At 72.9% G+C, this 12875-nt stretch carries 17 protein-coding genes; 14 read left to right on the forward strand and 3 right to left on the reverse strand.

Annotated features, from left to right (window positions below):
* Positions 1–2: 2 nt before the first annotated feature.
* Positions 3–2057: an iron ABC transporter permease gene (locus tag ACFV9W_RS18030; protein WP_385761647.1), complete on the forward strand. Its 2055-nt coding sequence runs from the start codon at positions 3–5 to the stop codon at positions 2055–2057.
* A gap of 13 nt (positions 2058–2070) precedes the next feature.
* Here ACFV9W_RS18030 and ACFV9W_RS18035 read toward each other — a convergent pair whose 3' ends face one another.
* Complete coding sequence (locus ACFV9W_RS18035; RefSeq protein WP_385761648.1) at positions 2071–2544, reverse strand: peroxiredoxin; 474 nt, start codon at positions 2542–2544, stop codon at positions 2071–2073.
* A gap of 149 nt (positions 2545–2693) precedes the next feature.
* On the opposite strand from ACFV9W_RS18035, the gene ACFV9W_RS18040 reads away from it, so the two are divergent.
* From ACFV9W_RS18040 to ACFV9W_RS18050, 3 genes are all read left to right on the forward strand, one after another.
* Entirely contained in the window at positions 2694–2900 is a 207-nt protein-coding gene (locus tag ACFV9W_RS18040; RefSeq protein ID WP_306321985.1) for a hypothetical protein, read from the forward strand.
* 287 nt (positions 2901–3187) lie between these two features.
* On the forward strand, positions 3188–3652 hold the full coding sequence (locus ACFV9W_RS18045) for an SsgA family sporulation/cell division regulator (protein WP_385761652.1): 465 nt from the start codon (positions 3188–3190) through the stop codon (positions 3650–3652).
* A 112-nt stretch (positions 3653–3764) separates the two neighbouring features.
* The gene (locus ACFV9W_RS18050; protein WP_385761655.1) at positions 3765–4070 is read left to right on the forward strand and encodes a hypothetical protein; all 306 of its coding nucleotides are present in this window, start codon (positions 3765–3767) and stop codon (positions 4068–4070) included.
* Positions 4071–4126: 56 nt separating this feature from the next.
* Here the strand turns inward: ACFV9W_RS18050 and ACFV9W_RS18055 are convergent, their stop codons facing one another.
* Positions 4127–4873, reverse strand: a complete 747-nt coding sequence (locus ACFV9W_RS18055) for an IclR family transcriptional regulator (protein WP_385761658.1) — start codon at positions 4871–4873, stop codon at positions 4127–4129.
* Positions 4874–5054: 181 nt separating this feature from the next.
* Here ACFV9W_RS18055 and ACFV9W_RS18060 point away from each other — a divergent pair, with 181 nt between their 5' ends.
* From ACFV9W_RS18060 to ACFV9W_RS18105, 10 genes are all read left to right on the forward strand, one after another.
* On the forward strand, positions 5055–6215 hold the full coding sequence (locus ACFV9W_RS18060; RefSeq protein WP_385761661.1) for an amidohydrolase/deacetylase family metallohydrolase: 1161 nt from the start codon (positions 5055–5057) through the stop codon (positions 6213–6215).
* A gap of 45 nt (positions 6216–6260) precedes the next feature.
* Positions 6261–6656, forward strand: a complete 396-nt coding sequence (locus ACFV9W_RS18065) for a hypothetical protein (protein ID WP_385761664.1) — start codon at positions 6261–6263, stop codon at positions 6654–6656.
* Between the two features lie 23 nt (positions 6657–6679).
* Positions 6680–7048 (forward strand): SFCGS family glycine-rich protein, encoded by a 369-nt coding sequence (locus tag ACFV9W_RS18070; protein ID WP_385761667.1) that lies wholly within the window; start codon positions 6680–6682, stop codon positions 7046–7048.
* Entirely contained in the window at positions 7045–7380 is a 336-nt protein-coding gene (locus ACFV9W_RS18075) for a DUF4312 family protein (protein WP_385761670.1), read from the forward strand. Before ACFV9W_RS18070 ends, ACFV9W_RS18075 begins: the two co-directional genes overlap by 4 nt.
* Before the next feature lie 4 nt (positions 7381–7384).
* Complete coding sequence (locus ACFV9W_RS18080; RefSeq protein ID WP_385761673.1) at positions 7385–8173, forward strand: DUF4311 domain-containing protein; 789 nt, start codon at positions 7385–7387, stop codon at positions 8171–8173.
* Positions 8174–8186: 13 nt separating this feature from the next.
* A complete protein-coding gene (locus ACFV9W_RS18085; RefSeq protein ID WP_385761675.1) occupies positions 8187–8930 on the forward strand; it encodes a DUF4310 family protein in 744 nt (247 codons plus the stop codon).
* 28 nt (positions 8931–8958) lie between these two features.
* The gene (locus tag ACFV9W_RS18090) at positions 8959–10062 is read left to right on the forward strand and encodes a DgaE family pyridoxal phosphate-dependent ammonia lyase (RefSeq protein ID WP_385761678.1); all 1104 of its coding nucleotides are present in this window, start codon (positions 8959–8961) and stop codon (positions 10060–10062) included.
* Positions 10059–10322: an HPr family phosphocarrier protein gene (locus ACFV9W_RS18095; RefSeq protein WP_385761680.1), complete on the forward strand. Its 264-nt coding sequence runs from the start codon at positions 10059–10061 to the stop codon at positions 10320–10322. Before ACFV9W_RS18090 ends, ACFV9W_RS18095 begins: the two co-directional genes overlap by 4 nt.
* Before the next feature lie 29 nt (positions 10323–10351).
* A complete protein-coding gene (locus ACFV9W_RS18100) occupies positions 10352–10948 on the forward strand; it encodes a bifunctional 4-hydroxy-2-oxoglutarate aldolase/2-dehydro-3-deoxy-phosphogluconate aldolase (protein ID WP_385761683.1) in 597 nt (198 codons plus the stop codon).
* A 94-nt stretch (positions 10949–11042) separates the two neighbouring features.
* The gene (locus ACFV9W_RS18105; RefSeq protein ID WP_385761686.1) at positions 11043–12410 is read left to right on the forward strand and encodes an FG-GAP repeat domain-containing protein; all 1368 of its coding nucleotides are present in this window, start codon (positions 11043–11045) and stop codon (positions 12408–12410) included.
* Here ACFV9W_RS18105 and ACFV9W_RS18110 read toward each other — a convergent pair.
* On the reverse strand, positions 12407–12823 hold the full coding sequence (locus tag ACFV9W_RS18110) for a 5-carboxymethyl-2-hydroxymuconate Delta-isomerase (RefSeq protein ID WP_385761689.1): 417 nt from the start codon (positions 12821–12823) through the stop codon (positions 12407–12409). The genes ACFV9W_RS18105 and ACFV9W_RS18110 overlap by 4 nt on opposite strands.
* Between the last annotated feature and the right edge of the window lie 52 nt (positions 12824–12875).

Consider the following 12875-nt stretch of genomic DNA (forward strand, 5'->3'; position numbering starts at 1 on the left):
ACGTGGCCGTCACCGCACCTTCTCGCACCCTGACGGCGCCGTCCTTCGGCGCCGTCGGGGTGACGGCCGGGCTCGTGCTGCTCGTCGCCGTGCTCGCCGTCGCCGACATCACCTACGGCACGGCCGACGTCGGCGCCCATCAGGTGTGGCAGGCCCTCACCGGGCAGGCCGAGGCGGGCGACGCCTCCGTCGTCGTCGCCTCCCGGCTGCCGCGCATGGTGGCCGGGCTGCTCGTCGGCGTGGCGCTCGGCGCGGCCGGCGCCGTGCTCCAGGCGGTCAGCCGCAACGTGCTCGCCTCGCCCGACACCCTCGCCGTCAACGCCGGTTCGTACCTCGCGCTCGGCGTGCTCGCGACCACCGGCGCGACCGCCTCCGTGTTCGCGTCCTCCGCCGTCGCCTTCGTCGGCGGACTCGCCGCGGCCGCCGTCGTGCTCGGCCTCGCGGGACGCGCCGCCACCACCGTCCGCCTGGTCCTCGCGGGCAGCGCCCTCGCGCTCGGCCTGGGCGCCGTCACCGAGTCGCTGATCCTGCTCTTCCCCGAACAGACCGAAGGCCTCTACCAGTGGAACCAGGGCAGCATCGCCCAGAACGGTTTCGCCGGAGTGGCCCGCATGGCGCCCATCGTGGTCGCCGCGCTCATCGGCCTGGTGCTGCTCGCCCGCCGCGTCGACGGCCTGGCCCTCGGCGACGACGCGGCGCGCGGCCTCGGCATCCCGGTGCGCGGCACCCGTGTCACCGCCGTCGTGCTCGCCGCGCTGATCTCGGCGGCCGCCGTCACCCTCGCGGGACCGATCGGCTTCGTGGGCCTGTGCGCCCCGGCCCTGGTCAGGCCGGTGGCCCGCCGCGTGCGTTCGCTCGTACGGCACCGGGTGCGCATCCCCGTCGCGGGCCTCGTCGGCGCCGCGCTCGTGCTCGGCTCCGACCTGCTGCTGCGCGCCGTGACCTCCCCCGAGGTGGCGGTCACCGTGCCGACCGGCGTGGTCACCAGCGTCGTCGGCGCCGTGTTCCTGGTCGTGATGGCGCTGCGCCTGCGTGACGGGGACGCCGCCGCGCAGCCGGACCGGATGCGCATCCCGAGCCGCAAGGTCTTCGCGGTCACCGTGGCCGCGCTGACGGCGGTCCTTGTCGGCACGGCCGTCGCGGGCGTCCTCCTCGGCGACAGCACCCTGCTCCTCGGCGACGTCGCCAACTGGGCGGGCGGACAGGCCGGTCAGGCCATCACGTTCGTCCTGGACACCCGGGTGCCGCGCGTCCTCGCCGCGCTGTGCGCGGGCGCCGCGCTCGCCCTGTCCGGCACCCTCGTGCAGTCCGTGACCCGCAACCCGCTCGCCGAACCCGGCGTGCTCGGGGTGTCCGGCGGCGCCGCGCTCGGCGCCGTGCTGCTGGTCACCACCGTGCCCGGCGCGGACTCGTGGAGCATCGCCGGCGCGGCGTTCGCGGGCGCCGCCGCCACCTCCGCCGTCGTGTTCGGCCTCGCGGCCAAGGGCGGGTTCCAGCAGAGCCGCCTCGTCCTGGTCGGCATCGGAACGGCCTCGGGGACGGCGGCCCTGATCAGCCTCCTGATCGTGCTCACCGACCGGTTCAGCGCGACCAAGGCCCTGGTGTGGCTGTCGGGCTCGACGTACGGGCGCGGCTTCTCCGACGTGCTGCCGGTCGCGGCCGTGCTCGTCGTCGGCGCCGTCATCGCGGTCGCCCGGCGCAAGGAGCTCGACCTCGTCTCCCTCGACGCGGACACGCCCCGGCTGCTCGGCCTCGACCTCGCCCGCGGACGTCTCGGCTTCCTGATGCTCAGCGTGCTGCTCAGCGCCACGGCGGTCGCGGCGGCGGGCACGATCGGATTCGTCGGCCTCGTCGCGCCGCACGCGGCCCGCGCCCTGGTCGGGCGCAAGCACGTGCGTGTCGTGCCCGTATCGATGCTCCTCGGCGCTGCCCTCGTCTGCGTCGCGGACCTGCTGGGCCGCTCCGTCATCGCCCCGGCCCAGCTGGGCGCGGGCCTGATGACGGCCGTCGTCGGCACGCCGTACTTCGTGTATCTGCTGGTACGCGGACGGCGGTAGCGGAGGCGGGCCCTCAGCCCGCCTTCGTACGCAACACCTCGAGGGCCCGGTCCGCATGCGCGCTCATCCTGAACTCGCTGCGGACCACCTCGAGCACCTGCCGGTCGGTGCCGATCACGAAGGTGGCGCGCTTGGTCGGCAGCGGCCCGAACCCGCGCGCCACCCCGAACCGCCGGCGCACCTCGCCCTCCGGGTCCGAAAGCAGCGGAAACCCGAGGGTGTGCCGCTGGGTGAACTCCCGCTGGCGTTCGACGGCGTCGGAGCTGATCCCCACCGGGCGCGCGCCGACCGCCGCGAACTCGGCCGCCAGATCCCGGAAATGGCAGGCCTCTGCGGTGCAGCCGGGGGTGAGCGCGGCCGGGTAGAAGAAGAGCACGACCGGCCCCTCGGAGAGCAGGGACGACAGGGTCGTGGGTGCCCCCGTCTCGTCGGGCAGGGTGAAGTCCTCGACGACGGATCCGGCTCGGATCCGGGCGGACGTGGGCATGGGGCCTCCCAGGGCTCGACGGTGGACGCACGACGGGGGACGCGCGACCGTGGACGCGTGTGCCGTTCACGTATACCGGACGGTAAGTCGTACCGAACAGAATGTGCCCCAGGGATGTTGAGCCGGAGCCGGCTGGGTAGGGGCGGCTCATGGACGTGTCGCATGACCAGAACGTGGAGACGGCAGTGGCCGCTGCCGCCTTCCTCTCCGGGCAGCAGGTCACCGAGAAGCAGTGCGGTGGCTGCGGGACCGTGGTGGCGGGCATCAACGGCCGCTACGCGTGCGGCGCATGTGGCTGGATCAACCACTGGTCGGACGGTGACACCCACCTGCCCGGAGCGGAGGACGACGTCTGACCGGCCTCGCGGGGGAGCGGCGCGGTCGAACGTTTCTGCGGTGCCCGCCCCGCACGTCGAACTGGTTGTGAAGGCCGCAGGGGCATTCGCGCATATGCCACTCGGTGTATACCCCTTGGCCTAAGGTTTGGAATGTCGCCCTTTTCGGGCGATGGCATGACAGCACAGTCCGGCGGGAGCGGTGATGGGCCGGGCGACCCCACGTACCGGGCGGTGCCGCCGGGGGCGGGGCAAGGAGTGACGAGCGCTCCCGCACAGGTGCGACGGCAGGGATGAGGTGGGTCAGGGTGAGCCCTGACGAGCGGCACACGCATGGGCGCCTGGAGGCGCTGGCGACGGGAGTTCTCGCCTACCCGGACGGCGAACGGCTCGCGTGCGAGGTTCAGTTGCGGTACAGCGCGGACGACCCCCTGGTCGTCCGCGTCGTCGTTCCCGGGAACCGGGCGCGCGGCGGGAGTTGGGTACTGTCCCGCGATCTGCTCTCGGCGGGCCTCTCCGGCGCGGCGGGCATCGGTGACGTCACGGTACGGCCGGTCGCCCAGGAGGGCGCGCCGCTGAGCGTGGAGATCGAGGTCCGCTCCGCCGGTGAGCCGGTCCGCTTCGTGATGGGGCACCGCGCGCTGCTCACCTACCTGGAGCGCAGTCACGCCCTCGTGCCCTTCGGGACGGAGGCCGATCACGGCGCGATGGAGCGGGAGTTGGAGCTCTTCCTCGACGAGGGAGGTCCGGCGGAAGAGGCCGGGAATGCGTGATAACCCGTGCATTGCGCCCTTCGTGTGATCCTCGGTTCCGGCTGCAACCGGCGCGCGGCCCCGATGTCTCTCTGCCTTCGAGACAACGGCGTACGCCACCAAGGAGGCCGGCATGCACACCATCACGACCGGGCTGGACGACGAGCAGATCCGTGCCATCGACTGGGCCGACGACTGGCTGCTCGCCCCGCCGAACCCGGCGGACCGCCTGCCCTCCCGGGTGGACCGGCTGCCCTCCCGGGTGGACCCGAAGGACATGCGGCGCCTCGAACTGCACGCGGTGCTCACCGCGTCGGGCGTCGCCCCCTCGCCCGGCGACACGGAGGCGATCGAGCAGCTCAGCTCGCTCCCGGACGCCGTGCACGCCGCCCTGCGCCGCTGGCTGGGGTGTTGCGGCCAGTGCGGGTGCGCGGCCTGACCCCGCCGTGACCACGGGCCCCTCCGCACCTGGCGCGGAGGGGCCCTGGTGTGTCGTCACAGGCGGCGTGACACGTCCTCGGCCGCCTGCCGCACCGCCGGGGCGAACCCGGCCAGCTGCTCCTCGGTGACGAGGAAGGTGAGCGAGGAGACCGAGACGGCACCGACCGGAGTGCCGTCCGCGTCGAGGACCGGGGCGGCGATCGAGCAGATCGACGCGTCCGCCTCCTCGTAGTCGGTGGCGTACCCGGCATCGCGGATCGCCGCCAACTCCTCGACGAGGCCCGCCCGGTCGGTGTGCGTGTGCGGGGTACGGGCGGGCAGACCGGTGCGATCGAGGACGGCGGCGGCCTCCTCGGCGGGCAGATGGGCCAGCAGCGCCTTGCCCGCGGCCGTCGCGTGCAGCGGCAGCGGGGCCCCGACGTCGGTGGCGATCCGGTAGGCGTGCCCAGGGTCGACCTTGTGCGTGTACGTCGCGTGGTCCCCGCTCGGCACCGCCAGGTGCACCGCCTGCCCGAGCCGCTGCTGCAGCGCGCGCAGCACGGCGTCGATGCCCACCGCGTCGTCCGCGAGCACCTGCGCGGCCATCGCCCGCAGCTGGTTGCCGCAGCCGTAACGGCCCTCGCCGTCGGCGGCCGCGTACCCCTCCTCGACGAGCGTGGCGAGGACCCGGTGCGTGCTGGCCTTGGAGACGCCGGAGCGCTCCGCGATGTCGCCGAGCCGGTGCGGTCCGTCCGCACGCGCCACCGCGTGCAGCACTCGCAGCGCCTTGACGACGGAATTCGCGGGCTTGCTCGCTTCCATTGACCCTCCGAGGAGACGCGGGCTATGTTTCCACTCGATCCGCCGAGCGGAACGCCATTCTACTCCACGGAACGAACTCGGGTCTTCAACTCGGGTGTCCAGCAGCGGTGACGCGCCTGCCGCGCCGCGCTGCGTCCGTCGTCACACGCACCACTCTCATGCCGGGGAAAGGTCGCCGTCCATGGCCGTGCACGCAGCTCCTTGCGAAGGTCCGCAACGATTCGATGTCGTCGTCTCGGGCGGGCTGTTGGCCGACCCGCTGAGCGCCGAGCCCTACGCCGGCGACCTCGCCCTGCGGGGCGGCCGGATCGCCGCGACGGGGGAGCCCGGCACGCTGGTCGGGGACGAGCGCGTCGACGCCACCGGACTGCTCGTGGCACCCGGCCTGATCGACCTGCACTCCCACGTCTACGCACCCGGCACCTCCCTCGGTGTGCCCGCCGACAGGGTCGGTGTCGAGCAGGGTGTCACCACCGTGGTGGACGCGGGCAGTTGCGGCAGCGACCACTGGGACGACTTCCAGGGCAACGTTGTCGAGGCCGCCGCGACCCGCGTACTGAGCTGGCTCAACATCTCCCGGCACGGCCTCGTCCACGGCCGCACCGAACTCGCGGGCGGCCCCGGCGACATCGACGAGGCCGCCACCGAGAAGCTGCTGCGCGAACACCCCGACCGGGTGCGCGGCATCAAGGTGCGGATGAGCTCCTCCGTCCTCGGTGACAGCGGCCTCGCGCCCCTGAAGGCCGCGAAGCGGGTCGCCGCAAGGGTGGGGCGGCCGGTGATGGTGCACGTCGGCAACGAGCCGCCGCGCCTCGCCGACGTACTCGACCTGCTCGGCGAGGGCGATGTCGTCACGCACGCCTTCCACGGCAAGCCCGGCGGCCTCTTCGGCAGCGAGGACGCCGCGCGCCGGGCCGTGGCACGCGGGGTGCGCCTCGACGTCGGCCACGGCAGCGCCAGCCTGAGCCTCGTCACCGCCGAGCGGGCCCTCGCCGCGGGCTTCACCCCGCACACCATCAGCACCGATGTGCACGTGGGCAATGTCGAGGGACCGGTGCACTCCCTTGTCACCACGCTCAACAAACTGCTCGCCCTCGGCCTCTCGCCGCACCAGGTGATCCGGTGCGCCACGCTGCACCCCGCACAAGTCCTCGGCCTGGACGAGGAGTTGGGCACCCTGTGCGTCGGCTCCGCCGCCGACCTGACACTGCTCAGGCTCGCCGAGGGCCCGCTCGCCCTGACCGACGCCGAGGGCCACACCCGTACCACCCACACCCACCTGGAGGCGGCCCTGACGGTGCGCGCCGGACGCCCGCACACCCTCAAGGCCGCCACCGGCTGAGTGCCGCACACCGACCGCTCCACCGAACCACCGAGAGGCCCGTGAATGAGCACGCCCCTGATCGAACGGCTCGCGACGGCCGTCCAGGACACCTCGCAGCCCGTCACCGACGAGGACCGGGCCGACCTGGCGGAGTTCCTGCCGCTCGCGCGGGCCCACGCGCAGCTCGCCGGGATCGACTTCGACGAGACACGGGTGCTCGCCCTCGCCGTGCACGCCCTCGCCTTCGTACGCCGGGTGCGCACCGTCGAACACCTCGACCCGCTCGACCCGGAACTCGCATCCGAACTGCGCGCCGACCGCATCGCGTCCGCCCGCACCCTCATCGACACCTACTGCGCCCCACGCGAATTCCTCGCCGGGGACACCGAAGTCCTGCTGCTCGCCCTGCACTTCGAGGCGGCGGCACAGCTCCAGCACCAGTCCACATCGCAGGCCTGACCCACACACCAGGGAGCACCGCCATGACAGTCAAGATCGTGATCGGACACCGGCTCGGCAAGGGCCAGGCCGTCGCCGACGGCGTACGCGCGGCGGGCGGCGAGCCCGTCCTCATCGCGGGCCCCGGCGCCGACATGAAGGTCGGCGACGTGATGGCCGCGGAGGGCGCCGCGCTCGGCATCTCCTTCTGCGGCAGCGGCGGCGCCGGAGCCGTCACCGCCAAGGCCAAGTACGGCCACGAGATCGAGTTCGGCATGCGCTCGGCGCAGGCCGGGGTGACCGCCGTCGAGCAGGGCCGCACCGTCCTCGGCTTCGGCTTCCTCGACAGCGAGGAACTGGGCTTCAAGGTCACCGAGGCACTCATCAAGAAGCTGGGGAAGGACGCCTCGTGAAGCAGCACCGCCACACCCTGCGGCTCACCGGCTCCGGGGCCACCAGGGACAAGGCGTTCGCCACCGCCATCGGCCAGGTCCAGTCGGCGGTCGACAAGCTGACCGACGGTGTGTGCTTCCGCGTCGAGCCCCTCGAACTTGACGTCGTCTCGGCCGTGGAGCACCGCTGGACGGAACGCTTCCTCGGTCTCCTCTTCCCCCGCACCCGGCGGCGCTTCGAACTCACCCTGCGCGTCGAGGTGCAGGTGGCCTCCCTCGACCTCGAATCCGTCGACTTCACGGTGCGCGAGGAGCGGCTGTCGCCGGTCCAGCACGCCCTGCACATGAGGTGACCCGATGAACGAGACCCTCACCGTCCTGCTGGAGTCCCTCGTCATCGGCGGACTCATCGGCTTCGGTGCCTCCGCGGGCGTGGCCCGCATGTTCCACGCGCCGAAGGTCCAGGGCATGGGCGCCTTCCGCACGCTCGGCGAACTGAACGCCTGTCAGAACGACCCGGTCGCGCACTTCTCGTTCGGCCTGGGCTTTCTGTTCAACGCCTGGTCGAGCGCGGTCGGCACCGGTGCGCTCACCTCCGACGTGGACCACCGCATCGTGCCGCACTGGACCGCGTCGGTCGCGATGATCAAGAACCGCAGGCTCGCCGAGACCCTGCACAACCCCCGGCGCATGGCCATCACCGGTACCGCCGTCGGCATGGTCCTGGTCACCCTGCTCAACACCACGGCCGCCTCGATCCCGCACTCGTTGCAGGAGGTCGCGGCCAAGGTGCTCGGGCCCGCGTCCGAGTGGCTCATCAACCCCGTGATGCCGATCATCTTCTGGATGGCCGCCGTCGACGCGGGCCGGCGCACCGGAGCCTGGGGCACCGTCCTCGGCGGCCTCGGTCACCTGGTGATGGGCAACGCCGTGCCGGGCATCGTGCTCGGCATCGTCATCGGCAAGGGCGTCGACGACCTGGGCTGGACGAAGGTCACCAAGTCCCTCGCAGGCGTGGTCATCACGCTGTTCGCGGCCAGCACCGTCCTGCGCGGCGCCGACCTCACCCTGCTCGAGCAGCTGAACGTGCACGTCCCGCACTGGCTCGCGCACTTCCACGATGTGACCGGCACCAAGCCCGAGTGAGGCAGGCAGCGACATGACCGAGACATCCACCACCGCCTCGGGCGGCATACCGGCGCAGAACTCCGGCTCGGACGAGCGGCGGCCCACGGGCGGCTTCCTGAGCAAGGTCCCGGGGGAGGGCAGCTTCTGGCTCGCCGAATGGGCCTTCCCCGTCTTCGTGGCCTGCCTGGCCTCCGGCATCTTCACCGGTACACACCTGTATTACGTGTACCACACCGGCGTGTTCAGCGACGTCGCCGTCGCCTCCATGCTCAAGGCCGGTATGGAGAACGGCAGTTACGGCGCCGCGGCCGCCTTCGGCGCCGGCTTCCTCTTCGCCCGCGTCATCGAGGGGCCCATGGTCGGCATCCTCGACATCGGCGGCTCCCTGCAGACCGGCGTCGGCATCGGCATCCCCGCCATGCTGCTCGGCGCCGGATTCACCGCACCGCTCGAACACTTCTGGCTCGCCATCCCGGTGGGCGCCCTCCTCGGCGCGCTGATCGGCGTCGCCATCCTCGCCATCCGGCGCGCCACCGTGAACTCGACGGGCGGCACCTCCACCTTCGGCGCCGACGTGATGATGGGCGCGGGCAACTCCGCCGGACGCTATCTGGGCCCGCTCGTCATCATCTCCGCCGCTACCGCGTCCCTGCCGGTCGGTATCGGCTCGACCATCGGCGCCGCCCTCTTCTACAAGTGGCAGAAGCCGCTGACCGGCGGAGCCATCATCGGCGCGATGATCGCGGGCCTCTTCTTCCCGATCCCCGGCAAGTGACCGCCTCCCCTTGGCCTTAGGACACACCGTGCACTCTCTCCACCACGACCTCGGCACACCGCCCGCCATCAACGCCAGCGGCAAGATGACGGCGCTGGGCGGCAGTGTCCTCAGCGACGGCGTCGTCGCCGCGATGGGCGAGGCCGCCAGACACCACGTCGTCATGGACGACCTGATGGCCGCCGTCGGCCGCGAGATCGGCCGCGCCACCGGCACCGAGGACGGCTGTCCCACCACGGGCGCCGCGTCCGGCATCGCCATCGCGGTCGCAGCCGTCATCGCGGGCACCGACCTGTCCCGCATCGAAGCCCTGCCCGACCCGGGCGACGCCCCCTGCGAGGTGATCCTGCCGCGCGGCCACTCCGTCCACTTCGGCGCGCCCGTACGGCAGATGGTCGCACTCGGCGGCGGACGTGCCGTCGAGGTCGGCTCCGCGAACAAGGTGCGCGCCGAGCACCTGGCAGGCGCGATCGGCCCGCGCACCGCGGCCCTGCTCTACGTCCAGTCCCACCACGCCGTACAGAAGGGCATGGTGTCCCTCGCCGAGACCGTCGAGGTGGCCCGCGCCCACGGCCTCCCGGTCATCGTCGACGCCGCCGCCGAGGGCGAACTGCGCCGCTGGCCCGCCACCGGCGCCGACCTGGTCATCTACAGCGGCGGCAAGGCCGTCGGCGGACCCACCTCCGGCATGATCTGCGGCAGCGCCGCGCGCATGGCGGCGTGCCGGGCCCAGTACGGCGGCATCGCCCGCCCGATGAAGGTCGGCAAGGAGACCCTCTTCGGCCTCGTCCAAGCCCTCCGCGAATACGGCAGCATCCAGGCCGGCGGACACCGGACCCGCATGGAGAAGCTCGCCGCACGCCTCGCGGACCTTCCGGGCCTCACCACCCGCGTCGTCGGCGACGAGGCGGGCCGCGACATCCACCGCACCGAACTCACCGTCGACCCCGGGACGGCGGGCCGGGACGCGACCGGCCTCGCCGCCGAACTCGCCGCGGCCGGTGTGTACCTGAGGGACCATCACGCCGCCACGGGCCGCCTCGCCATTGACCCGCGCCCCATGAACCCCGACGAAGAGGACCAGCTGGTGGACCGGCTGACCGCCCTGCTGGACGGAGAGCTCAACCGATGACCGTCGTCGAACGCCGCCTCGTGGTCACCGAGGAGGCAGGACTGCACGCCCGCCCTGCCACCGCCTTCGCCCAGATCGCCGCCCGCGCCGCGGCCGACGTCACCGTCGCACGGGACGACGGCCACGAGGTGCCCGCCCGCAGCGTCCTGTCCCTGATGACCCTCAACATCCGCTGCGGCGACGCCATCGTGCTGCGCGCGCGTGGGGCCGACGCCGAGTCGACCCTGGACGCCCTCGCCGAGATCGCCGCCCCGGGATGACCACGGCCCGTACCCGACCGGAGACACCCATGCACGCCGAAGTCATCGACGCCCTGCGCGCCGCCCGCGTCACCCCGACCGTGCGCGAGGCCGACGCGGACACCGCCGACGCGGTGGCCCGCACCCTCGTGGAATCGGGCCTCACCGCCTTCGAGTTCACCGCCACCACCCCGGGGTGGGAGGGCCTCGTCGCGGCCTGGTCGAAGGAGTTCCCCGAGGTGACACTGGGCCTCGGCACCGTCACCTCGCCCGACATCGCCGAGCGCGCCCTGGCGGCCGGGGCGAACTTCCTGGTGAGTCCGTTCCAGGTGCCCGAGGTACGTCCCGTCGCCGACGCCGCGGGCCGGCTCCTGGTGGAGGGCGGCCTCACCCCGAGCGAACTGCGCGTCGCGGCGGACCGGGGCGTCGCCAAGCTGTTCCCCGCCCACGTCGGAGGCATCGCCTACCTGAAGTCGGTGCTCTCCGTGCTCCCGGGCGCCCGGATCATGGCGACCGGCGGTGTGAGCGTGGACGACGCCGCCTCGTGGCTCGCCGCGGGCGCCTTCACCGTGAGCATCGGCAGCGGCCTGACACGCGGCGACGTGGCGGCCAATGTGGCGCGGCTGAAGGAATGCGTCGCGCGCTGACGAACCCTCCGAAGTGCGACGCCGATGTCCCATGGATGTAACAGGGTGATCATGGCACTGGATGCCGGGCGACTGCATCCGTTGTAGTGGCCCCATGACACGCGAGCCGGCCACACCACCCCGAGGCGGATCGCGGTGGCGACCGGGCATCGGTCTGCTCGCCACCGCGCTGCTCCTGGGCACCGCCACGGGCGCCCGCCACCAGGAGGGATACCCTTCCGTCCCGGACAGCGCCTGCGCGGCGTCGGCGGCGGTCGCGAAGAACTCCGGCAGACCCGCCCCCGACCTCGACGGCGACGGCCGCCCGGACCTCGCGCTCGGTGTACCGGCGAGCAACGGCGACGTCTACCAGACCGGCCGGATCGCCCTGCTGCACGGCGCGCGGCCGGGGGACCGCACGGTGTTCACACCCACCGACCTCGACCTGCCCGAGCACGACGCCATGACCGACGGAGAGTCCCTTCCGGTCCTCGCCGACCTGGACGGCGACGGCCACCTGGACCTCGTGGCGGGCGGCAGCGCCCATGTGCAGTGGGGCGGACCGCACGGGCCGCGACCCGGCCACCAGGCCGCGCGCGTCCGGCTGCCGCACATCGGCAAGGGGCATCCGGTGCGGATCAGCAGGGGCAACGACGCCTACGAGGACCCGCCGGTGGCCGGGGACTTCGACGGCGACGGCCACGCCGACCTGGCCACCTACCGCACCGGTCTGCACGAGCGTCACCTCGTGGTGCTGCACGGCCCGTTCACCCGCGGCGGCAAACCCGCGCGGATCACCGAACGCTCAGACCCGTACGCGGATTCGGCCGACGCCGTCGTCGGCCTGCGGATCTTCGCGGCGGACATGACCGGCGACGGAGCCACCGATCTTCTGGTGTACGACGTGGGCGAACCGGAACGCCCCAAACTGCTGGCCGGGGGATCCGACACCGCGAGCGGCCTCGCCGCGCATGCCGAACGGTTGCCGACGGGCGAGAACGTCGCCGTCGGCGACTTCGACGGCGACGGCAGGCCCGACATCGCGCTCGGCGACAGCGGCATCCCGATGGACGACGAGTTCGCACCGCGCGACCGCAAGGGCAAGGTGACGATCCGTTACGGCAAGGCGCCCGCGGCCCCGGTCGTCTTCGACGGAGGGACCCGCAAGGGCGGCTTCGGCATCGGCCTGATGGCCGCGGACGCCAACGGCGACGGCTGCGACGACCTCGCCGTGCGCGGCGACGACGACCGGGTGGGCGGCCACGACCGCGTCGATGTGCTGCGCGGCGGATCGGCGGGACTCGGATCCCGGCCGTGGCACCGGCTGCCGGGCGCGGGCCGCCTGGAGGCCGCCGCCGACGTGGACGGCGACGGCCGCGACGAACTGGTCCTCGCGCAGGGCGAGGCCTGGCGGGTGGTCGACGGCTCGGGGAGGCAAAGGGTGTCGTTCGACGTCCGGAAGGTGGCGCGGCCGCAGCGCTAGGCGGCCGGTGTGCACCCGCGGTGCTCGGGGCGGGGGCCCGTCCGCGCGCTCCACTCGCGGCGCGTCGGGTACAGGCTGTACGCCGCCAGGGGCCGCACCTCCACCGAGCACACCACGTCGGCACCGGAGCACGCGCCCACGTGCTCCAGGAGCAGCGCCAGAATCCGCTGCGAAAGACGCGTCATGGTCCGCTCGCTGCGCCCCGGGAGCAGCGCCACCTCCACGTGCACGACCGGCACGTCGTCGTGTTCGCTGCCGACGACATACGTCTCCGTGGCGGCGCGGAAGAACGTCTTGCAGGTGCCGCGCGAACCGGCCCCCTCGACGACCAGGGCGTGCAGCTCCGTGGCGAGGGCGCGCCGGTCGAGCGTGTCGGAGAGTCGGGGCGAGTAGTCGACGGTGATCTGAGGCACGGCGCCTCCGCGGCGGACAAGGTGGGTGGGTTTTACATCTACCTGAACACCA

Origin of the sequence: Streptomyces sp. NPDC059897 (assembly GCF_042730865.1) — a bacterium.
Classification (GTDB): domain Bacteria; phylum Actinomycetota; class Actinomycetes; order Streptomycetales; family Streptomycetaceae; genus Streptomyces.

Coding starts and splice junctions, on each gene's coding strand:
- ACFV9W_RS18035 (WP_385761648.1), bottom strand. CDS start 2,544: ATGCCCACGTCCGCCCGGATCCGAGCCGGATCCGTCGTCGAGGACTTC.
- ACFV9W_RS18040 (WP_306321985.1), top strand. CDS start 2,694: ATGGACGTGTCGCATGACCAGAACGTGGAGACGGCAGTGGCCGCTGCC.
- ACFV9W_RS18050 (WP_385761655.1), top strand. CDS start 3,765: ATGCACACCATCACGACCGGGCTGGACGACGAGCAGATCCGTGCCATC.
- ACFV9W_RS18055 (WP_385761658.1), bottom strand. CDS start 4,873: ATGGAAGCGAGCAAGCCCGCGAATTCCGTCGTCAAGGCGCTGCGAGTG.
- ACFV9W_RS18060 (WP_385761661.1), top strand. CDS start 5,055: ATGGCCGTGCACGCAGCTCCTTGCGAAGGTCCGCAACGATTCGATGTC.
- ACFV9W_RS18065 (WP_385761664.1), top strand. CDS start 6,261: ATGAGCACGCCCCTGATCGAACGGCTCGCGACGGCCGTCCAGGACACC.
- ACFV9W_RS18070 (WP_385761667.1), top strand. CDS start 6,680: ATGACAGTCAAGATCGTGATCGGACACCGGCTCGGCAAGGGCCAGGCC.
- ACFV9W_RS18080 (WP_385761673.1), top strand. CDS start 7,385: ATGAACGAGACCCTCACCGTCCTGCTGGAGTCCCTCGTCATCGGCGGA.
- ACFV9W_RS18085 (WP_385761675.1), top strand. CDS start 8,187: ATGACCGAGACATCCACCACCGCCTCGGGCGGCATACCGGCGCAGAAC.
- ACFV9W_RS18095 (WP_385761680.1), top strand. CDS start 10,059: ATGACCGTCGTCGAACGCCGCCTCGTGGTCACCGAGGAGGCAGGACTG.
- ACFV9W_RS18100 (WP_385761683.1), top strand. CDS start 10,352: ATGCACGCCGAAGTCATCGACGCCCTGCGCGCCGCCCGCGTCACCCCG.
- ACFV9W_RS18105 (WP_385761686.1), top strand. CDS start 11,043: ATGACACGCGAGCCGGCCACACCACCCCGAGGCGGATCGCGGTGGCGA.